Genomic DNA, 21,290 nt, shown 5'->3' on the forward strand with positions numbered 1-21,290 from the left:
TTAAAGTGAATGTTCATTTGCAGTTCATATTCTCCTTTTATACTACGTGAAGAGGCATAAGATATCGTCTGAATCGTTTATCTAATGCTCATTCACTTTAGGAGGAATCTATTGTATGAAAACATTAAAAGTACTTTCGAGCGTCGCTTTGTCCGCAGCTTTATTGGTGGGATCGATATCTATAGGAGCAACAACTCATGCCGCTACAACAACCCCATCGAACACGACTGCTCCCAAAGATGCCAAAGCCATGAACAATGTATTGATCGGTAAAATAAAATCAATCAGCGGTAGCAAAATTACATTGTACAAATCCTCCACTCAACCGGATATTCCCACAGGAACAGCAGGATCAAAAGCTCCAGTAGCAGGAGAAGCTCCTCCAAGTGGAACAGTGCCAGCCGCGCCGCCTACAGGTTCCGCTCCAACAGTAGGAACAGGCACTACTCCACCTGCTCAGACGTTTAGCACAACAACGACAAGTGTGACTGTAAATAGTGCTACAAGTATCGTAAGTGTGACACGTTCTGCGGGTAGCACCAAAGCCACTCCAACGAAAAAAGCATTATCGAGTCTTAAAGCAGGTGATATTATTTTCGTTACACTCGCTTCTGGTACTACCAAAGCCACCAAAATTGAAGTTATGCCTGCTACCACTAGCAAATAATCGATATATTGATTCATTTAAAATATTTTTCATCTCTATTTTCCCACAAAATGTAAAGAGTCTCTTGTTGAAACAAGCAGGCAGTGAACCGTTGAAGTCAGCGGTTTTCTGCCTTTTTTCTTTGATTTACTCTTGTTTAGACAATAATGTGGAATATCTTACTTTTTAAGGTTTCATTCATTTTTAGTTCACATTGAGTTCACAATCGCTCTCTATACTTCCGTTTATAGGACGTGCCTTTTGAAATGTCCTTCCAATCCAAAGGAGGTTTCTTTATGAAGACACTTAAAGTATTATCTAACGTCGCTTTTTCAGCAGCTCTCATTGCAGGTGCTGTAGCAGCCCCATCGGCATTTGCAGCATCTTCTTCTGAACAATCTACATCAACACAATCTCAACAACGTCAGGTACTTGCAGATGCGCCTACACTACCAGATGGAACCACTCCAGTCCTTCCCGCTCCACCTGCACCAGGTAAACTAGATGGCCCAGGACTTAAAGGAGAAAGAGCCGATGTTATCGGTGAAATTAAATCAATCAATGGCAATCAAATTACGATCACTGCACCTGAAAAACCACCACTACCTGCAACTGATCGCAAAGCGAACTATAAATCGGGTTCTAAAAATACGAAATCTTCTAGTCGCTCATCCGTTAGTAAAGATACGTATAGCAAACCACAAGGACCTTTGCCAGAAGGAACAAGCGTTACAATCAATGTATACAGTGGTACCGATATTGTGAAAACTTCGCACAGTCCAGAAAAAGGACATGTGGAAACAACCATCTCCTTATCGGCTCTTAATGTTGGAGATCATATCGCTGTGACACTTGCATCCGACACAAGTAAACAAGCGACTAAAATTGAAATTCATGAAGCTCCGCAACCACCAGCAAATGGCGGAACTCCACCGACACCTCCTGCACCTAAAGACGGAAGCACTCCGCCAGCTCCACCTGTACCAGCAGATGGAAGTACGCCTCCTACACCACCAGCTCCACCTGTAGATGGAAGTACACCACCGACTCCACCGGCAAATGCTTCTGCTCCATTAGCTACCCAAGAATCGTCTTCATAACATAAAAATAATGATCTAGATTTAGTTGTATAGCAAAAAGAGTGAACCATCGTGTTCACTCTTTTTTGCTGTATTATGAATGATCTGTAGATGTTGTATCTGAGGAAGTATCTTGACTCGAAATATCACCTTTCATCTGACCACCACGCATACCGCCGCCCATACCATTAAATAGTTGAATCTGATCGGCTACTGAAGAATCTTCTGTATTTAACCAAACGTTGATGACATCATCTGCTTTGAGATCGGAAAGGGCATTGGTTGTTGTGGTCATTTCATTATTCTCCATCGTCATTGTAGAGAACGTTGTACTGTCGGATACTGTAATCGTAACGGTCTCGTCCGAGAACATATCTTTTCCACCCGTGCTCGCTTGTTCAGAAGAGGCTGGAGCTTGTGAACCTTCATTGACGGGTGCTTGAGCAGACTCTCCATCAGGCGTAGCTGGAGGGGATTGTCCGCCATCTGCTGGGGAAGCACCCCCATCACCGGGTTGTCCTTTTGGTGGAGCACTCATACCTTTGCCTCCACCTTGCCCCATCTGAGAAGGATCTATTGTAGACTTGTAAATGGTAATCGTATTACCGTCGATAGATTTGATTTTGCCCATTAGATCAGCATTCGCTTGTGCCGTGCTATCTCCCGAAGAAGATGACGTGTTGGTAGATGTCGCTGTTGCAGAAGCATCTGCTGTATTGGTTGTTGGCTCTGCTGTTGATACCGCCTCACTATTTGTACTGCATCCCGCTAACAGAGTGATCGCCATCGTGGTTCCTAAAAGGAATGTCCATTTCTTCATCTGAATTGCCTCCTCGTGTGTAGCCTGCCATCTGATCATGATGTGTGGGCTGTAAAACTATTGTAAAAGAGGCATGTGAACTTCTTATGAATAGTTGCTAAACAGATATTAACGTTTCTTTTCATGTATAATTTATATACGATCTATCAATTCTATACATAACGATGCAGAATGGAGTGTTAACGATGTTAAACGTATTGAGCCCTACCAATATTGCAGAAGAGTTAGACAAAATTACAGAGCACTGGTCGCCACGAGTAATCGGGCAAGTAAACGATCAATATGTCAAAGTGGCAAAAGTTAAAGGAGAACTGGTCTGGCATCAACATGATCATGAAGATGAATTATTTCTAGTTGTTTATGGAAAGGTTATTATTCGTCTACAAGATGCTGAAGATATCACTTTAGAAAAAGGGGAATTTTATATTGTTCCCAAAGGAACGATGCATAACCCGTTCGCTGAAGAAGAATGTGGATTAGTCTTGATCGAGTCGGTAAGTACCAAGCATACCGGCGATGTAGAATCTCCGTTAACCAAGTCGATCGAAGATCAATTATAAGATCAATGAAGATATCTATACACACATCAAGGAGCTGTTGCATATGTGGAGTAAAGACGGAAGTATTGCACTGATTGGAACGTTTTTATCGATCATTGGCAATATCATGATCATTGCTGAACATCCTTATGGCAGAACCGTATTGCTTGTAAGTATTTATGTAATGATAGCAGGATTAAGCTTCTTAATGATTCAGAAATACCGTAAACGAAAAGTGAAGATGTAAATACAAAAAGCGAAGCCTATGAAGATTAGGTTTCGCTTTTTTTGTATCTATTGCTAGCTATACATCTTGTATACAAAAAAAGACCCTGAAATACGTAAATGTACGCTTTCAAGGTCTTCTCATTTAATGATTATTTACGAAATGATCTTAATCTTCGCAAGGTTGAGCCAATACTTCGTCTTCTTCGCGTGTACGGAAACTTGATCCGCAACCACAAGTTGCTACAGCATTTGGATTATGAATGGTAAATCCACCACTCATACCGGATTCTTCAAAATCCACTTCCAAACCGTTCAAGTATTTCAGGTCTTCTTTATCCACAACGACTTTCATCTCTTGAATAGTCATATATATATCTTTATCCGTTTCTTCGCTATCAAAGCCCATGGCATAAGAGAATCCACTGCAACCACCAGGGTTTACGCCAATACGTACGAATAGACCGGGTATGTCTTGATCTTCCATAATGCCTTTCATACGTGAAGCTGCTGAATCACTAATTGTAATCAATGATATCCCCTCCTTTTCTTTTTCATTATACTCTTCTGTTCCACTGCACTCAAGGCTTATTCATTATGCACAATCTCTCATTTTTTAAGTAATTGTATTGCCCGCGTTACATGAGAGGTTTATAATGGGTAAGTGAAGGATGACAGGAAATGTCGAAATTCTGTCAAAAACCAAACATCGTTACACCTTATGTGCCGTTGTAACTTTTTTCACATTAATTCTTCAAATCAGGTGACTATGTTATGTAATTTGTTGTATATTATATAGTATGCGTTCAAAGATGAAGTTATTTTGGCATTTTTATTGTTAGGATTGACAGCATATATGGTGTGCTTTTTTTAATTGCTATTATTCATTGACTCCTTATTGGTGTAAGACAATGACAAGCACGTCTTACAAGATTCGGACATCACAGAAGATAGACAGAAGTTTTAAGGAGAACAGGAGGAACCTAGCATGTCTACTATTATTACACCACAAACCGATACCCGTATGGCAGAAATTTTCCATAAAGTACGTACAGGTGAGCGTTTATCTATTGAAGATGGGGTATATCTATATGAGAGTGATGATATCCTCACCATCGGACAAATGGCAAATGAAGTGAACTTACGCAAAAATGGTAAAAAGGTTTATTTTATAGAAAATATGAGTCTGTATTTTACCAATGTATGTGAAGCTCATTGCGCATTTTGTAACTTCCGTAAAGACGAAGGCGAAGAAGGTTCATACACATTAAGTGGTCAGGAAATGGTTGATTATGTACAACAACATTACCATCCTGGCGTTCGTGAATTCCATATTGTAGGTGGACATAACAACAATGTACCTTTCCAATATTATGTTGATTCTCTTCAAGCGCTCAAAGAAGCTTTTCCAGAAGTGGTACTCAAAGCATATACAGCAGCTGAGATTGACTTCTTTACTCGGATCAGCGGATTGAATATTGAACAAGTACTCACAAAGCTACGTGAAGCAGGTTTGCAATCGTTGACCGGTGGTGGCGCAGAGATCTTATCTGATGAGTATCGTAAAAAAATGCGTGTCGACAAAGCAAACGTTGACCGTTATCTAGAAGTGCATCGTACTGCTCATAATATGGGTATGCGTACACACACCACCATGTTATACGGTTCGATTGAAAGTTACGAAGACCGTGTACGTCATATGGTACAAATTCGTGAGTTGCAAGACGAAACAAATGGATTCCTTGTATTTATTCCATTGTCTATGCAACCGAAAAGTAAAAATGCAAGTATTATGCGTCGTAACTCGGCTTATGAAGATTTGAAAACAATCGCAATCAGTCGTCTGATGCTTGACAATATCGATCATATTAAAGCGTACTTTATCAATATTGGTACTCAGTTGACTCAAATGGCTCTAACTTTTGGTGCTTCTGATGCTCACGGTACAATTATCAAAGAACGTATCAGTCATGCAGCAGGTGCTTTGACTCCAGAAGGTTTGACTCGTAAAGAGTTGATCTGGTTGATTAAAGGCGCAGGTCGTATTCCTGTAGAACGCGATACATTCTACAACGAAATTAAAGTATACGAATAGTCTTTAGATCTATTCAACATCTCATCATACCCCGGGCTTTACTTAATCATACAGTGGATTCGTTTTAGATATCCTATCGCTGTATCTTAGAAGTAAAGCCCGTTTATACGCCTGTAAGCTGGCAATATGTGGCTTTTTGGGCAAAAAAGGCATCACCCGGCTCACCGCTTTGCCTTCTCTGCGCCGGATGACTTGCCTCTATGTTTATGATTTTTGAAATCATTATGACTACGGGGATCATGTACGATTCTCATCTATTTATTATCTACCAGAAGGAGAAGATATCATGAAAAATTTAGTTATACTCGGTGCAGGTTACGGTGGCGTTACATTAGCCCACGAATTATTGGATCATAAGATTCCAGCAGACACACAGATTATTTTAGTAGATCGTATGCCTTTCCAGGGACTTAAAACAGAATATTATGCTTTAGCAGCAGGAACAGCTTCTGATCTTGAGTTGCGCGTTAAATTTCCTACACATGCCAAAATGACCACTAGATATGGTGATGTAACAGGCATTAATTTAGAAGATAAAGTGATTTCATTTGAAGATGGCGAACCGTTGAATTACGATCAAATGGTAATCGCTTTAGGTTGTACCGATAATTTCCATGGTGTACCCGGTGCTGCTGAATACACAAGTACTATTCAATCATTCACAGCTACTCGTGATACGTACTTAAAAATAAATAATTTACCTCCTCAAGCTACAGTGAATATTGTGGGCGGAGGATTAAGCGGAATAGAGATCGCGGCTGAAATTCGTGAAAGTCGTGAAGATTTGAATGTGCGCATTCTGGATCGTGGTGAGCGTCTATTGTCTTCATCTCCTCCACGCCTATCTAAATATGTAGAAGAATGGTTCCGTGAGCATAATGTAGAAGTACGTAACCATATCAATATTAGCCGTGTAGAAGGACATTGTGTCTATAACGGTGAGTCTGAGCGCATTTCAGCAGATGTAACGGTCTGGACAGCAGGTATTCGCCCTGTACCATTAATCGATGAGTTAAATGTCAATCAGGATAACTCTGGACGTGTCATTTTGGACGAGCTGTATCGTATTCCAGGTCGCCCGGAAGTATTTGTATGTGGAGATTGTGCTTCCCTCCCTTTCGCAGCTAGTGCACAAGCAGCAGAAGCTCAAGCAGAACAGATTGCTAATGTGATTGTAGCCGGTTGGAAAGGGGAACAACCGAAAGTACAACCACTGAAACTTAAAGGAACTTTAGGAGCATTAGGTAAAAAATCCGGTTTTGGTACAGGATTTGGATTCGGTGGTAAAAGCTCTGTTACCGGTAAAGTACCTCGTCTACTGAAAAGTGGCGTGCTCTGGATGTCCAAACATCATTTCGGTTAGAATCCTATCTTCATGATTTCCTTTGTGATGATGAACTATTCATTGGTGCTTGAGCATAAAAAAAAGCTGATCTCAGTCTAAATCGAGATCAGCCCAAGCATCAGCTTCATTAACCTTTTCTAAAATTAACGTATATAGTGTATCCGCATCTTCCGATGCAACGATTTCTCCGTTGACTAAAGCATAAGGCATTGCATAACATTGACCACAATTGCCCAGACAACCGTATTCTATAATATCATAATCAGGATCTGCTTCTAACTTCTTCATCACCTGATCTGTACCGGTATGCATATTACTCTGGCAAAACTCTATAATCGGTCTCATATGTGTATTCCTCCAATCGTTGTACCTTGAACATCATACACTAAAATGTGTCTGAATATGCACCTATATTGTCATTTTTAGAAAGAAATTTGAAATGAGTATAAAAATCATTGCGTAAATGCTGAAATTTTGGTGTATTTATACTATAATATAGTTACGAAAGGAGTTGAACAATATGAGTGAAAGTGTACAGGTTGAAATGTACGATGAAGTATTGGAAGTTCTGGACAAATTGCGTCCATTCTTGCAACGCGATGGCGGCGACGTTGAGTTGGTAGACGTTGAGGATGGTATCGTTAAGCTTAAGTTGATGGGAGCTTGCGGTAGTTGCCCAAGTTCGACAATCACGCTAAAAGCGGGTATCGAGCGCGCCCTTTTCGAAGAAGTTGAAGGTGTGCAAGAGGTTGTCCAAGTATTCTAATTCAGACTTTTTTATACAGAGGCAACGATTGATTGCCTTCGCTTCATAACAAAAAGCGTCTTGTCTTCCTTCGGGAAGCAGGACGCTTTTTTTGTGCTTATACATGTATTCACTTTTTACTGTAAGCCCTATCTATTCGGTTCATCCTTTGATATATGGACGAATCGGATCAAGTCCACCCGAGATATCCATGATATTACCTGTAATAAAGTCAGAATCGGAATGACATAGATAAGAAATAACACGCGAAATGTCTTCTCCACTACCCGGTCTACCTCGCGGCGTTTCTTCATCAACAAGATGAAGGACATCGGCAATCCGTTTTTCTTTGTTATCCCCGCGAATATCACCCGGACAGATCATATTAACGGTAATCGCATTTTCCGCTTCTTCTACAGCCAATGTTTTGGTAAACGAAACCAATCCTACTTTGGCTGCGGCATACACAGCACGATGAGGCCATGATCTCGATTCAGCCGCATGTCCAAAACCAAAATGAATAATGCGTCCCCATTTCTGCTGACGCATATGAGGTAATACACGGTGATCTAGCAACATCGCACCGATCAGATTTCCTTGCATTAACGACATGATCTCTGCACGCTCATAATCAGCAAATAGACGGCGTTCCCGGATAAAAGGGCCTGCGTTATTGACTAAAATATCAATACCGCCCAGCTGTTGTTCCACCTCATCTACAAGGCGATCTATATCGGCTTCAAGCGAAATATCAGCTTGTACAACAATACAGCGTACTCCCATTTTTTCAATACGAGACTGTAAATGTATAGCTTCTTCATGACTATTCATATAATTTAGAGCGATATCACAGCCTTGACCCGCTAGCGTAAGCGCCGTCATTTTACCTAATCCTTTGGCACTGCCTGTAATCAGGGCAATTTTACGATCCAAAAAAGTTCCTCCTCTAGAACATCTATTACATCTTTTCGATTGTTATGATCTTTTATAATGGTATACGTTGGAATCATAGCTTTTGGATGATACCCATTCTTATATAGTGTACAGACCCTAACCTATAGATGTCAAAAGGTTCAGTACATCAAGCTTTGCCCCACTCTACGAAATCTCAAAAGATCGTTTATAATAGTAGTATTCAGCTTATGAAGTAGGAGGTATTTGAATGAATACAAGTAAGACCAATGCGATGCGCATTTTAGACAAAGCCCATATTCCATACACCATTATTGAATATGATAATAAAGACGGCAAAATTCACGGTAATGCGGTTGCCGTCAAAATCAATAAGCCACCTGAAATGGTGTTTAAAACCTTAGTGACTCAAAGTAAAGATAACTTATTTATTTTTGTTATTCCGGTTGGCGCTGAATTAGATCTTAAAAAGGCAGCCAAAGCAGCTGGAGAAAAGAAATTAGAGTTATTGCCTGTGAATGAGTTGCAGAAATGGACAGGTTATATTCGAGGAGGCTGTTCTCCAGTAGGTATGAAGAAATTGTATCCTACCTTTATCGATCAAGATGCGATGTCACTTGAAACAATGATCGTTAGCGCAGGCAAAATAGGCATGCAAGTAGAGCTTTCTCCATCACAACTTGTGGAAGTGACTCGTGCGATATCTACATCTTTAGTTCATGATACGGAGAGCGTAGACGATCATGGAGATACGATATAAGTTATTTTCTTACAATAAATATACATTTCTAAAAATACAAAAAAGAGCCTAACTTCTGGAGTGAAGTTAAGCTCTTTCTGTATACTTTCAGTGAGGATATGGACTTAAAATGCTGGAATAACAGCACCGTTGTACGTATCTTCAATGAATTTTTTTGTATCATCAGATGTTAAAGCTTTTTTCAATTTTTCGATAGCTGCATCGTTTTGGTTATCTTCACGAGTTACCAAGTAGTTAGCATAAGGTGCGCTACTTGTTTCTGTCAACAATGCTGTTTTAGGATCGATTTTAGCTTCTAATACATAGTTCATGTTGATCATACCCAAGTCCACTTGACCCAATTGTCGAGTGATGAAAGCTGCATCCATCGGTGTGAATTTAAAGTTTTTTGGATTCGATGTGATATCTTTGACAGAAGAAGTGATGTTTGTTTTGTCTTTCAATTCAATCAATCCGTTGTTCGCAAGCAAAATCAAAGCACGTGCTCCATTGGATACTTCGTTAGGAATAGCGATATTAGCACCATCTGGCAATTCATCGATAGATTTATACTTTGTAGAATAGGCACCAAAAGGTTCGATGTGTACAGGTTGTACTGCTTTAAGTGTCATACCACGTGATTTATTTTGTTCTTCAAGGTAAGGCAATGTTTGAAAATAGTTAGCATCTAGTTGTTTACCATTCAATTGAACGTTAGGTTGGATATAATCTGTAAATTCAACAACTTGTAAATTAACGCCTTCTTTAGCAAGTGCAGGTTGAATATGCTTCAAGATTTCAGCATGTGGTACTGCTGTAGCACCGACTTTCAATGTCACTGCCTCTGCTCCACCTTCAGTGGTTCCTGTAGCTGCTGTGTTATCAGCGGCTTTATTACCACAAGCCGATATAATAGCTACCAACATAATACTTAGTACAATTAGAGTCCATTTTTTCATCTTCTCTACCCCTTTATTGGTTTGGTATTTTAATTCATGCTATTGATATGCTGAACATCTTATTGTTGTCGATCTGACTACCTGAATATTCAGCAGAATTACCACATATAGACGATTCTTTATCTATATTTATCTTCTAGAGAAATGAACCACTAGACGATCGCCAAGCATTTGTAGAATCTGAACAATAATGACCATGATGACTACAGCCACTAACATTATCGCTGTATCATAGCGATAATAACCATAGTTGATCGCAAGTGTTCCGAGTCCTCCAGCACCAATCATTCCTGCCATCGCTGTATTTGATACTAGAGCAACGACAGTCACTGTCAATCCGGCAAGTAGTCCTGGCATAGCTTCGCGTACAAGTACACGTGTGACGATCTGCCAGAGAGAAGCTCCCATGGCATTGGCTGCTTCAATCACGCCACGATCTACTTCACGCAGTGCTGTCTCCACCAATCTGGCAAAAAACGGTGCAGCTGCAATGACTAACGGTGGAATCGTTCCCAGTACTCCGATTGTTGTACCTACTAGAATTTGCGTTAATGGCAATATGGCTACGATCAAAATGATAAACGGAACCGAGCGCAAAATATTAACGATAAATGCAATCACCGCATAGAAATAACGTACCCAAGCTACCGTAGAACGTCCTGTAATAAATAGTAATATACCTAGAGGCAATCCTAAAATTAAAGTAAATAACCCGGAAGCACCTACCATTTTGAGTGTATCTAGCGTTGCTGTACCGAATTCATTCCAATCGATTTGTGAAAAATCCAATTCACCCATCAGTTGATCACCTCCACATCCAGACCTTCAGCAGTTAATCCATCGAGTGTACGCTTAATGTCTCCTTCTGTTCCTTCAAAGCGAACAATCAGTTGTCCATAAGGTACATTTTTTAATGTTGAAATCGTTCCTTGCAAAATAGCAAAATCGACACCTGTATGACGTACCGTTTGCGAAAGAATCGATTGATACGTTTTGTCACCTAAAAATGAAACTTTAACAGTTAAAGAATTGGGAACATTTGGTGCTGTCCAAGACGTGTTCAATAGTTCAGCATTGTTGGATTCATTTAAAATAAAATCACGTGTCACTTCATGCTGTGGCTTCAAAAAAACGTCAGTGACAGGACCCTGTTCTACAATCCCACCACGATGAATAACAGCTACTTTATCGCAGATGCTCTGAATCACATGCATTTCATGTGTAATCAAAATGATTGTTAAATTAAACCGCTCATTGATATCAACTAACAATTTGAGAATCGAATTGGTGGTCTGAGGATCAAGTGCCGAAGTAGCTTCATCACAAAGTAATACATCAGGGTCACTTGCTAGTGAACGGGCAATTCCTACACGTTGTTTCTGTCCGCCAGATAATTGCGCAGGATATTTACTTGCATGATTCTCAAGTCCAACCAGAGCTAATAATTCTTTCACTTTTTCTTTAATTTTACGTTCTGGTGTTTTGACCAAGCGTAAAGGAAAAGCGATATTCTCATATACCGTTGCTGAAGATAATAGATTGAAATGCTGAAAAATCATTCCTATTTTACGTCGTCTCACTTGCAACCGTGCTTTGTTAAGCTTGGTCATATCAACGCCATCGATCCATACTTCACCGGAAGTTGGACGTTCAAGTAAGTTGATACATCGGATTAACGTACTTTTACCTGCACCCGAATGCCCAATTACACCGAAAATCTCACCTTTTTCGATCTTCAAATCGATACCGCTTAACGCAGGACTTAGATTTTTACCTTTGCCATACGTTTTAGTTATATTTTTTAACTCAATCACAGATGGGTGCTCCTTCCTTCTATCTCTTCATTCCTCAAGCGATATTACATTAATCATATATAAACCATCGAATAAGTCGGATATATTTTCATTATAATATATGTCGGTATTCGCTTCTCTCTTCTTTATACAAAAAAAGAACCCTTTCGCAGAAAAGGGTTCTCTATTATTAGAGATACTTCCTTCTCATCTGCCAAAATCACATTGCATTGACTGCACATGCCATTTTGAAGGAATTAGCACCATGACATTTTGGAAAATAGATTGCTACATTCACTGCAATCTATTTTCTAAAATCGGTTGCCGGGTTTCATCGGGCCAGTCCCTCCACCACTCTCGATAAGAAAATATGAAAAATTCGAATGAAAATGAAAATCTTTTCTCAGTATATTGAACTTCACACGCTTTGTCAAAGCAAAAATAAACATTTCCTAAGGAAATTAGAAATATTTTATTATTTAATAAAGTCGTTATACACAATCAGTATTGATTTTAAAGTATCCAGAAGCATATTAATAGTGTTGCTTTTATAGATTCTGTCCTATTTTGCCACGTGTACCACGGCTTAATTGCCATACTCGTACACTCATATAACATAACACACCGAACAAAATCTGAATCAATAGCGTATGCAACATACTGGAGAAGAAATACCATTCAGGTACTTTCATCGTTACAATATTCAACATTCCGCTTAGAATCTGCATAATGATAAAGACGATAGCTGTTACACCTAACTTACGAATACCCGGATTATACGGATGACGACGGTAAGCATAGTGTGCTAGAACCGCAATTACGATTAACAGACTATATGCTGCTACACGATGGAAAAAGGCTACAGCTACCCCACCGGATAATTCCGGTAAGATTGAACCGTTACACAGTAGTACTCCTGAACAACCACCTCTAGAATCGGTATGAGTTACAAAAGCACCTGTATACACTACCATATACGTATAGATCGTAGCAAACCACGTCAGATTACGCATCCCTTTACTCACCGGTGGTTCATCAGGAATCGGTAAATCTCCTTTTTGCTGATCCATCCGTCTTGCTCCAAGTGCCATCATCGACGAACTTGCAAAAGCAATCATCGCAAATCCAAAGTGAAGCGCCATAATAGGAGCAGATTGTGAGAATACAACAGCCAATGCGCCCATTACTGCTTGAACTAACACAAATAGTAATGTTAATGATGCATATACTTTAAGCTCACGATGCTTATTAAAAAAGATAAATCCGATAAAAGAAAATAATGCTGTTAAGCCCGCTAAAGCACTAATTGCCCGATGCGAATACTCGATAAGTGAAGAAATCGTATACGCTGGTACAAATTTGCCATGACATAGCGGCCATTCTGTTCCGCAACCGAGCCCTGAACCTGATTTCGTTACTACAAGTCCCCCCATTGTTGCTAAAAACATAACAACACAGGTGATAAAGCTCAACCATTTTAGATGTGTAGTTGTTATTCTGAACTTTCTTGCCATTTAGAGAATCACCCGCTATTTTATATGATAGTTACACAATGTTTATGTCCTACTTTAGTATACCTGATTGCAAAATAGACGGAACCACTGGATTGTGACAAAAAATGATCAATCCTTGTATTATGGCAGATCGGTGTCTATAAACAAATGATATTTCACATAGTAAAAAACCACCTTTCATCAACAAAGGTGGTTAGTACGTAATCATTTATACATACAGACTTTTATTCTGCTGTTGTAGCCAATGTCTCATACACAGCGACAGCACGATCTAGAAATTGTTCAATTTCCTCACGAGATTTGCGTGCTTTGTTAACGAAACGGACTAATTCTTTGCCATTCGCATACGCGACAAAGCTAGGGATACCAAGGATATTCTGTTCTTGGCTCACATCACCTGTTGCTTCTACATCCACTTCAACAAGCGTTAGACGATCCGCATATTTACTTTCTACTTCAGGCATAAATGGATCAATATATCGGCAATCTCCACACCAGTCTGCTTTAAATACAGCGACAGTTAATTGAGAAGAATGAGTGACAGTTATAAAATCTTCTTTGCTATTAATCATTTGCATAATTGATATTCCTCCTAATTCTTTTGTAGACGCATTAATGGACGGAAAACTTTTCGTAATACTTTAGGGTATGAATCCAATTCATTGGCTTTAACCACTCTTAGTAAAACAAGCATGACTGGATATACCAATAGTATCGCTATTCCTACCATACAACAACCGATAAAAAATGCAACTCGATCATTCATATAACCTGTTAATAAAATACCTACTTGGTTAAGTAATAGACCGATTCCGCCAAGCACTACTACGGTAATCAAGAAGCCGATCCAACGATTGCCCAAAATAGAGAATGTAACGATCTTTTGAAGCGAACGCATATTCATCCATGTGATCGTAATAAAACATAACGAAGTACCTAAAATAATGCCGTAAATACCAATAAATGGTGCTAATGCAAAACTAACAATCAATTTCACGACAATTCCGATTAACACATGTACCATCGATTGATTCGCTTTATTAATACCTATTAACATTGAATTGGTTGTCATCATCGTAATCTGGAAAATTGTTCCCAGCGTCAAAGCAGCAATAATGCCTGCTCCATCTTTACTACTAAATAACAATCCATTTAACGAATATGCAGAAGTACTAAAAATCAATACAATCGGTATACCCGTTAATATTGAAATCCTTAATGCTAAAGTGATCTGATTTTTCAAATGTTCCATTTTGTTACTGGCAAAAGCAGCCGAGATAATCGGAATCAGTGATTGACTCAGTGCAATCGCTAGAATCGGTGGGATTCCGGCAACACTTTGTGCTCTTGAACCGAGAATAGCCAGTACTCTTGTCGCCATCTTATCTCCAATTTCGCCCATCAATAACGGCTTAACAAGCGTACTATCAATATAATACACAGCTGGAATCGTCAGAGACGATATAACAATCGGAATTGATAATTTGAAAATATCACTATAAATTTGTCGCAAAGGAATCACAGCATGCGTTGTGTCTGACTTCGCATCCAATCCCTCTAACTTATCTTGCTTACGCATTTTGAACGCATAGTATAACATCACGGCAAATGCACCGATACTACCGAGTACACTACCAAATGAAGCTCCTGCTGAAGCTTCGACACCGCTATAACCCAGATGCAAAATAACATAAGCTAACAAAATGGCTGTAAATACGCGTGCAATTTGCTCAATAATCTGAGAAATACCGCCTGCAATCATCAAGTTACGTCCTTGAAAATAACCGCGCATCATCGCAATCATCGGGAATAATAATAATGATGGTGCAATCGCTCGAATAGAGATAACCGCTTCAGGTACTTTCGAGTTATAAATTGCAAAAAATGGTGCTAACGCATACAACCCAATCGTCATAATAACACCGATCACACCTGCAAATAACAAAGCGGCAAAGTAAATACGTTGCGCTTCTGCCGGTCTACCTAACGCATAACGCTCAGATACCATTTTACTCAGTGTACTAGGAATCCCTGCTGTGGCTACAGCAAGTAACATCAAATATAGATTGTTAGCAACTGTAAATGAAGCATTTCCTGTAAAGCCTAACATATGCTCTAATGGTACACGTTGTACCAGACCGATCACCCTTGCAATCAAAGCAGCAACGGCCAAAATCACGGTTCCTCTGACAAATGACTCTGTTTTAGACAAAACGGCTCCCCTTTTCTCACGCCCGATCTCAACCATACCAAAAAACCGGAAGGCTGAAAGGCCTTCCGGTCTTGGGCTTTTTCAACAACCTCTATTATAGACAACCTATAGTCATCTAAGCAATGCGGGTTATTTTTTTAAAATACAAAAATCCAGAGAAAGAAGATAACGATCATCGCTACTTGTAAAATAATCTTCACAACCATGCTGGTGAATAATCCAAGCATCGTGCCCCATGCAGCTTTGAGCGATTGCTGAAAATCTTTACCTGAAATCAACTCACCGAGAATTGCACCGATCAATGGACCCAAAATCAGACCAAAAGCAGGAATAACAAACGGTCCAACAATCAATCCAATCGTTGATAAAATGACGGTGAGCTTGGTTCCTCCAAACTTTTTGGTTCCATAAGCACCTACGACGTAATCGGCTACAAACAGCACAATCACAATTAACGTCTGAATAATCCAGAACCAGACATTATATTCAGCGAATGAGAAAAACCATCCGTACACGAAAAATCCGAAATAAATAGCTAATGCGCCAGGTAATACAGGATAAACCGCTCCTGCGATCCCGACTAAAAATAAAATAATGACTAAACTCCAACCGAGAATTTCCATCGGTGTGGTTCACTCCTTCCAGTAATCTTTCTATACCTATATACTCGAAGAGAGCCTGATCCGTTGCAACTTTTTTTAGATCAGAATATAATCGCGAATGACTTCAACAATTCCATCATCATTATTAGAGCCTACAACCAAATCTGCCGATTCTTTCACAGGTTCTTGAGCATTACCCATCGCTACACCTAATCCAACAGCTTGAATGACAGCGAGATCGTTTAAGCTATCGCCTACAGCAACCACTTCAGACATGTCGATATTAAGCAACTGGCATACTTCGTTGATCCCTGCTGCTTTGTTAATTCCAAGTGGATTGATCTCTAGATTATGTGGAGACGAATTGGAAATCTCAAGTCCACCCATATCTTGTAATGCCATAAGAATCTGGTAACGCAATTCATCGTTTTCGGTATTATAGCCAAATTTGAGCCATTCAATACTTGTAAGGTCTGTACCTTCTTCTAGCCAGTTATCACGATTGTGTAAACCGTTCACTGTATATGCCCAGAACCAGACATCTTTTTCGATTGCCAATTCGTACATTTGACGAATGAGATCAGGATCAACCAGTGTACGTCGATGTAGCTCATGAGGGGCTTTCCAGACCTCACTACCATTTACAGTGACCATAGGAGTATCTAAGCCTAATTGCTCGGCATAAGGCATTGCACTATGAGCTGCACGTCCTGTAGACAGACATACATGAATACCCTCATCCATCGCTTTATTAATCCATTTAATTGTTTCGAGTGTAATCTCATGATTATCGTTTAATAATGTTCCATCCATATCTAAAGCTAATAACTTATATTTACGTGTTGTCATCTTGTCGTATCGTTCCTTTCCTGTTCCTATTTCTATAGTGGTGTTTATTGAATCTACTGTAGCCAGTCAGTGAGCTTATTGCGATAACAGGCTCATTTTATCATAGATGTTACATCGGTCACAAAAGCTTTTGTAAATTACATGTGAAAAATAATCAAAACACCCTGCAAGATTACAGGATGTTTTGCAAATGGTTTACATTCATGTGTAGACCTATCATGTTGTTTCACTTTCAACAAAGACAAGATGTTTAGAAAGTATATATTTATACTTTTCTGGTAGGATTCTTATTCAGCGATTGCTGTTCCTTGAGAACGGCGTTGACGCAGACGACGAATCAATACACCATGCTTTGGAGAAAATACAAAAGCAATTCCAAACAATATACCTGCTACTGTAACAATACTGCCTGCAATCGAAGCATTAAGCACATATGCTGTATAATAACCAATAATAGAACTAACGACTCCTGTTAGTACACTATACATTAGCATTCTGCCTAGACGATCTGTTAACAAGTAAGCAGTAGATGCTGGAATAATCAACATACCGACCACTAGAATAGCTCCTACACTTTCAAAAGAAGCCACCGAAGTCATCGACACCATTCCCATTAATAAATAATGGAATAACATCACTGGAATCCCACAAGCTACTGCCATCGCTGGATCAAATGCTGAAATTTTGAATTGTTTATAAAATAATGCAAGTAACAGTAAAATAATCAATAATGCCGATCCTAACATCCAGACCGAACGTGGTCCCATATCTATTCCGTTCGCTGTCCATGTATCCCACTGTACATAAGCAATCTCACCGAACAATACACAGTCGAGATCCAGATCAATATTACGAGCATTGAGACTGATAATAATAACGCCAATCGCAAATAATGCTGTAAAAATAATGCCGATTGATGCATCCGATTGGATACCTGAATTTTGTAACCATTGAATTAGAAATACAGCAAGCAATCCAAGAGCAGTTGCTCCAATCATCATCGCTAACGAATCTCGTGTGCCACTCAGTAGAAAAGCAATCGCAATGCCGGGTAATACGGCATGACTAATCGCGTCCCCAATCAGTGCCATTTTGCGCAAAATAAGAAAACAACCCAGTAATCCACAAGCGGCTGACATCAGACAAGCTGTTAAAATAATCCAAAAATCACTACTCATGGCTTATTCCTCCTTGACGCTGCCACTGCTCTTTGGTCTGCTTACGCGACCATAATTTGGCTAACCATCCACGACGCGGAGCACATAGTGCCGAGATTGCAAAGAATACAGTAGCCGCAAGTACTGTCACCGGACCTGTTGGCAATTGAGACACCATTCCACTCCACAATGTTCCGATCAGACCACTTAACGCTCCAAATATACCGGATACCATCACCATAATATGCAGACGATCTGTCCAGAAACGTGCTGCAATAGCAGGTGTAATCAGTAATGCAGACATCAATACTACGCCTACTGCTTGAATTCCTGCAACCACAATAATAACCGTCAATAGTAGAAGAAGTTGCTCCAAAAAGGCGACAGGCAAGCCCATACCTTTGGCAAATCCAGGATCAAAACTGATTAGTTTAAATAATCGGAATAAAGCCACACAGATAACGATCATCAATAGGCTAATACCGGCAAGAACATAGACATCACTTTGCATCATAGAAGCCGCTTGTCCAAATAGGTACTTGTCTAACCCACTTTGTCCACCGTCTCCGCTATGTTGAATATGAGTCAGTAACAATACGCCTACTCCGAAAAAGAAAGATAAAATAATGCCCATTGCTGCATCTTGTTTGATTCGTGAATATTGTGTAATCCATCGAATTCCAAAGGTCGCGAGTACCCCTGCAACTAAAGCTCCAATAAAAAATCCACCTGTTGATTTGACACCACTCAACATAAAAGCAATACAAATCCCCGGTAATGCCGCATGAGCCAGTGCATCTCCTATCAAACTTTGCTTCCGCAAAACCATAAATGAACCAATCACTCCACTACTTAATCCGAGTAACATACAACCGATAATAATCCAGCGTACATTCGGATCAAGTATCAAAGCCCCTATCGTATTCCACATATACTCTCCTCACCCCCAGCACTTGGCACTATAAGTGCGATTTCTTCTATTTCAATCCAGCATGATTTTTGCTTAGCAAAATATCTTACGTTCAGCACTTGGCACTATAAGTGCGATTTCTTCTATCAGCACTTGGTACTATAAGTGCTTATTTCCCTGCAAGTACAATACCTTCTTTACCTTGTAACACCGCCATTTTGCCACCATATGTCTGCTGTAACATGTCAGCATTAAATATATCTTTGACTGCCCCTGCACCGATCAGTGTACGATTTAGCAGTAATACATCATCAAAATACGCTTCTACGGTAGACAGATCATGGTGAACGACCAGAACTGTTTTACCTTCTGCTTTGAGTTGTTCAAGCAATGAAATAATGGCTTTCTCTGTCGTCGCATCGACCCCTGCAAAAGGTTCATCCATCAAATACAATTGAGCTTGTTGCGCTAACGCTCTAGCTAAAAAAATACGTTGTTGTTGTCCACCAGACAATTGGCTAATCTGCCGTTGTGCATAATCTGCCATCCCTACTTTGCGTAGACATTCCATCGCTGTTTCATGTTCATGTTTGCCAGGGCGGCGGAACCAACCTAATCGTCCATAGGTGCCCATTAATACCACGTCTAAAGCATTCGTAGGGAAATCCCAATCTACTGATTCTCGCTGTGGCACATACCCTATTTTTTTACGGTGTTGTTGATAGGTTTTTCCATAGACTTTGACATCCCCTGCGATCGAAGGGACTAATCCAAGTGAAGCTTTAAGTAAAGTGGATTTCCCTGCACCATTCGGGCCGATTAATCCAATCAGTCTTCCAGGAGCTAAAGTGAATGATACGTCCTGTACAACTGGTTTTTTATGATAGGCTACAGTCAGCCCTGTTACTTGGAGAGGCATAGCCATAGCGTTGTTGTCTGTAACAGCTATAGGATCAGATAAAGATAAATGGGTCATAAATAAACCTCCTTGTATAATGTATGATGAACAAGTGTATGCAATCATTTATTATTTCAGCGCTTCTACAATCGTATCTGTATTGTGACGTACCATTCCGATATACGTTCCTTCGGTTGTTCCTGCTTCACCCATAGCATCCGAGAACAATTCTCCACCAATACGAACCGTGTGTCCCATTGACCGAGCACCTGCGATAATAGCTTCCATCGATCTGGAAGGCACACTAGACTCTACAAATACCGCTTTGATTCCCCGCTCGACTAATTCATTCCGTAGATCACTTACGTCTTTAGAACCGTATTCTGCGGCTGTGCTGATCCCTTGTAACCCTTTAACTTCAATATTATAAGCATCACCATAGTATCCAAAAGCATCATGAGCTGTAATCAACACTCGACCCGACTCTGGAATGCTCGCTATTTTACTCTGTACTTCTTGATGTAACGTATTCAGCTCTGCTATATAAACAGAAGCATTTTGGCGATAATCTGCTGCGTGTGCAGGATCAGCTTCTATCAGTGCCGCTTCAATCGTCTGAGTCACATTCACCCAAAGACTCACATCGAACCAGATATGAGGATCATATTCGGTTGCTCCATCTTCACTGTAACGAAGCTTGTTAGGATCAATATTTTCAGCTACAGCCACCACATGGCGAGATTTGCTCATTTTCTCCATAATCTTGGTCATACTACCTTCCAAATGCAGTCCGTTATACAACACTAGATCTGCATCGTCTAACTTACGAATATCTCCTTGTGAAGCTTTATACATATGCGGATCAACACCAGGACCCATTAATCCTACAACGGATACATGCTCCCCACCGACTTCCTGAGCGGCATCAGCAATCATACCGGTAGTTGCCGTTATTCGTAATGCTCCCCCTTCTGCAAACGAAGGCGATTCGTCGGTTGCCCCTTGAATAGTTGTACATCCACTAAGAATAAGAACAATCACAGCGATACTAATGCTATACAGCATGCGTTGATATAACGGAGACGATGTTGCAGATTTACGGTTATGTTTATTAATAAGATATGCTTTTGCCCATGTTGATTTGGAACGATAAATCGACATATATGATCCTCCTATACTTTCAAAATAGTCTGTTTCTATATACCAATAATCTACACTTTAAATATTACATTGAAGCAATTATTTTTCTCA

Annotated in this window: 24 protein-coding genes and 1 riboswitch; of the genes, 8 read left to right on the forward strand and 16 right to left on the reverse strand. The window is 39.9% G+C overall.

The window, feature by feature from the left end; genetic code table 11:
• The first annotated feature begins 115 nt into the window (after window positions 1–115).
• Both PaeCFBP13512_RS13660 and PaeCFBP13512_RS13665 read left to right on the forward strand, forming a co-directional pair.
• On the forward strand, window positions 116–667 hold the full coding sequence (locus PaeCFBP13512_RS13660) for a hypothetical protein (RefSeq protein ID WP_137223751.1): 552 nt from the start codon (window positions 116–118) through the stop codon (window positions 665–667).
• Between the two features lie 275 nt (window positions 668–942).
• On the forward strand, window positions 943–1,746 hold the full coding sequence (locus tag PaeCFBP13512_RS13665; RefSeq protein ID WP_137223753.1) for a hypothetical protein: 804 nt from the start codon (window positions 943–945) through the stop codon (window positions 1,744–1,746).
• 73 nt (window positions 1,747–1,819) lie between these two features.
• Here the strand turns inward: PaeCFBP13512_RS13665 and PaeCFBP13512_RS13670 are convergent, their stop codons facing one another.
• A complete protein-coding gene (locus PaeCFBP13512_RS13670) occupies window positions 1,820–2,545 on the reverse strand; it encodes a hypothetical protein (protein ID WP_137223755.1) in 726 nt (241 codons plus the stop codon).
• Window positions 2,546–2,730: 185 nt separating this feature from the next.
• Here PaeCFBP13512_RS13670 and PaeCFBP13512_RS13675 point away from each other — a divergent pair, with 185 nt between their 5' ends.
• Together PaeCFBP13512_RS13675 and PaeCFBP13512_RS13680 are read left to right on the forward strand one after the other, a co-directional pair.
• On the forward strand, window positions 2,731–3,105 hold the full coding sequence (locus PaeCFBP13512_RS13675; RefSeq protein WP_137223757.1) for a cupin domain-containing protein: 375 nt from the start codon (window positions 2,731–2,733) through the stop codon (window positions 3,103–3,105).
• Window positions 3,106–3,148: 43 nt separating this feature from the next.
• Window positions 3,149–3,331, forward strand: a complete 183-nt coding sequence (locus PaeCFBP13512_RS13680; RefSeq protein ID WP_137223759.1) for a hypothetical protein — start codon at window positions 3,149–3,151, stop codon at window positions 3,329–3,331.
• 147 nt (window positions 3,332–3,478) lie between these two features.
• Here PaeCFBP13512_RS13680 and PaeCFBP13512_RS13685 read toward each other — a convergent pair whose 3' ends face one another.
• Complete coding sequence (locus PaeCFBP13512_RS13685) at window positions 3,479–3,841, reverse strand: HesB/IscA family protein (RefSeq protein WP_137223761.1); 363 nt, start codon at window positions 3,839–3,841, stop codon at window positions 3,479–3,481.
• 456 nt (window positions 3,842–4,297) lie between these two features.
• Between PaeCFBP13512_RS13685 and mqnE the strand changes: the two genes are divergently transcribed.
• Both mqnE and PaeCFBP13512_RS13695 read left to right on the forward strand, forming a co-directional pair.
• Complete coding sequence (gene mqnE / locus PaeCFBP13512_RS13690) at window positions 4,298–5,404, forward strand: aminofutalosine synthase MqnE (RefSeq protein ID WP_069326219.1); 1,107 nt, start codon at window positions 4,298–4,300, stop codon at window positions 5,402–5,404.
• A 286-nt stretch (window positions 5,405–5,690) separates the two neighbouring features.
• Window positions 5,691–6,767 (forward strand): NAD(P)/FAD-dependent oxidoreductase, encoded by a 1,077-nt coding sequence (locus tag PaeCFBP13512_RS13695; RefSeq protein ID WP_069326218.1) that lies wholly within the window; start codon window positions 5,691–5,693, stop codon window positions 6,765–6,767.
• Window positions 6,768–6,839: 72 nt separating this feature from the next.
• Here PaeCFBP13512_RS13695 and PaeCFBP13512_RS13700 read toward each other — a convergent pair whose 3' ends face one another.
• Entirely contained in the window at window positions 6,840–7,094 is a 255-nt protein-coding gene (locus PaeCFBP13512_RS13700) for a YuzB family protein (RefSeq protein WP_069326217.1), read from the reverse strand.
• Window positions 7,095–7,269: 175 nt separating this feature from the next.
• Here PaeCFBP13512_RS13700 and PaeCFBP13512_RS13705 point away from each other — a divergent pair, with 175 nt between their 5' ends.
• Window positions 7,270–7,515: a NifU family protein gene (locus PaeCFBP13512_RS13705; protein WP_069326216.1), complete on the forward strand. Its 246-nt coding sequence runs from the start codon at window positions 7,270–7,272 to the stop codon at window positions 7,513–7,515.
• Window positions 7,516–7,656: 141 nt separating this feature from the next.
• Here PaeCFBP13512_RS13705 and PaeCFBP13512_RS13710 read toward each other — a convergent pair whose 3' ends face one another.
• A complete protein-coding gene (locus PaeCFBP13512_RS13710) occupies window positions 7,657–8,427 on the reverse strand; it encodes an SDR family oxidoreductase (protein ID WP_137223763.1) in 771 nt (256 codons plus the stop codon).
• Window positions 8,428–8,656: 229 nt separating this feature from the next.
• Here PaeCFBP13512_RS13710 and ybaK point away from each other — a divergent pair, with 229 nt between their 5' ends.
• On the forward strand, window positions 8,657–9,166 hold the full coding sequence (gene ybaK, locus PaeCFBP13512_RS13715; protein WP_137223775.1) for a Cys-tRNA(Pro) deacylase: 510 nt from the start codon (window positions 8,657–8,659) through the stop codon (window positions 9,164–9,166).
• Between the two features lie 104 nt (window positions 9,167–9,270).
• Here ybaK and PaeCFBP13512_RS13720 read toward each other — a convergent pair whose 3' ends face one another.
• The 12 genes from PaeCFBP13512_RS13720 to PaeCFBP13512_RS13775 all read right to left on the reverse strand — a co-directional run bounded on the left by PaeCFBP13512_RS13720 (window position 9,271) and on the right by PaeCFBP13512_RS13775 (window position 21,200).
• Window positions 9,271–10,104, reverse strand: coding sequence for a MetQ/NlpA family ABC transporter substrate-binding protein (locus PaeCFBP13512_RS13720; RefSeq protein WP_069326214.1), 834 nt, complete (start codon window positions 10,102–10,104; stop codon window positions 9,271–9,273).
• Between the two features lie 129 nt (window positions 10,105–10,233).
• Window positions 10,234–10,902 (reverse strand): methionine ABC transporter permease, encoded by a 669-nt coding sequence (locus tag PaeCFBP13512_RS13725; RefSeq protein ID WP_069326213.1) that lies wholly within the window; start codon window positions 10,900–10,902, stop codon window positions 10,234–10,236.
• Window positions 10,902–11,918 carry a methionine ABC transporter ATP-binding protein gene (locus PaeCFBP13512_RS13730; RefSeq protein WP_137223779.1) on the reverse strand — a complete coding sequence of 339 codons (1,017 nt, stop codon included), beginning with the start codon at window positions 11,916–11,918 and terminating at the stop codon, window positions 10,902–10,904. The genes PaeCFBP13512_RS13725 and PaeCFBP13512_RS13730 overlap by 1 nt, the downstream gene beginning before the upstream one ends.
• A 183-nt stretch (window positions 11,919–12,101) precedes the next feature.
• Window positions 12,102–12,264, reverse strand: a riboswitch (SAM riboswitch).
• Between the two features lie 181 nt (window positions 12,265–12,445).
• The gene (locus PaeCFBP13512_RS13735; RefSeq protein WP_241669375.1) at window positions 12,446–13,345 is read right to left on the reverse strand and encodes a COX15/CtaA family protein; all 900 of its coding nucleotides are present in this window, start codon (window positions 13,343–13,345) and stop codon (window positions 12,446–12,448) included.
• 290 nt (window positions 13,346–13,635) lie between these two features.
• On the reverse strand, window positions 13,636–13,989 hold the full coding sequence (locus tag PaeCFBP13512_RS13740; protein WP_137223783.1) for a thioredoxin family protein: 354 nt from the start codon (window positions 13,987–13,989) through the stop codon (window positions 13,636–13,638).
• Window positions 13,990–14,003: 14 nt separating this feature from the next.
• Complete coding sequence (locus PaeCFBP13512_RS13745; RefSeq protein WP_137223785.1) at window positions 14,004–15,623, reverse strand: putative polysaccharide biosynthesis protein; 1,620 nt, start codon at window positions 15,621–15,623, stop codon at window positions 14,004–14,006.
• Between the two features lie 137 nt (window positions 15,624–15,760).
• Window positions 15,761–16,246, reverse strand: coding sequence for a DUF456 domain-containing protein (locus tag PaeCFBP13512_RS13750; protein ID WP_069326207.1), 486 nt, complete (start codon window positions 16,244–16,246; stop codon window positions 15,761–15,763).
• 75 nt (window positions 16,247–16,321) lie between these two features.
• Window positions 16,322–17,074 (reverse strand): Cof-type HAD-IIB family hydrolase, encoded by a 753-nt coding sequence (locus PaeCFBP13512_RS13755; protein ID WP_069326206.1) that lies wholly within the window; start codon window positions 17,072–17,074, stop codon window positions 16,322–16,324.
• A gap of 287 nt (window positions 17,075–17,361) precedes the next feature.
• A complete protein-coding gene (locus tag PaeCFBP13512_RS13760) occupies window positions 17,362–18,252 on the reverse strand; it encodes a metal ABC transporter permease (RefSeq protein WP_137223787.1) in 891 nt (296 codons plus the stop codon).
• Window positions 18,245–19,162 carry a metal ABC transporter permease gene (locus PaeCFBP13512_RS13765; RefSeq protein ID WP_137223789.1) on the reverse strand — a complete coding sequence of 306 codons (918 nt, stop codon included), beginning with the start codon at window positions 19,160–19,162 and terminating at the stop codon, window positions 18,245–18,247. The genes PaeCFBP13512_RS13760 and PaeCFBP13512_RS13765 overlap by 8 nt, the downstream gene beginning before the upstream one ends.
• Before the next feature lie 148 nt (window positions 19,163–19,310).
• Complete coding sequence (locus tag PaeCFBP13512_RS13770) at window positions 19,311–20,117, reverse strand: metal ABC transporter ATP-binding protein (RefSeq protein ID WP_275094489.1); 807 nt, start codon at window positions 20,115–20,117, stop codon at window positions 19,311–19,313.
• 51 nt (window positions 20,118–20,168) lie between these two features.
• A complete protein-coding gene (locus PaeCFBP13512_RS13775) occupies window positions 20,169–21,200 on the reverse strand; it encodes a metal ABC transporter solute-binding protein, Zn/Mn family (protein ID WP_241669376.1) in 1,032 nt (343 codons plus the stop codon).
• Window positions 21,201–21,290: the final 90 nt, after the last annotated feature.

It is taken from the genome of Paenibacillus sp. CFBP13512, assembly GCF_005233705.1.
GTDB lineage: Bacteria > Bacillota > Bacilli > Paenibacillales > Paenibacillaceae > Saccharibacillus > Saccharibacillus nuruki.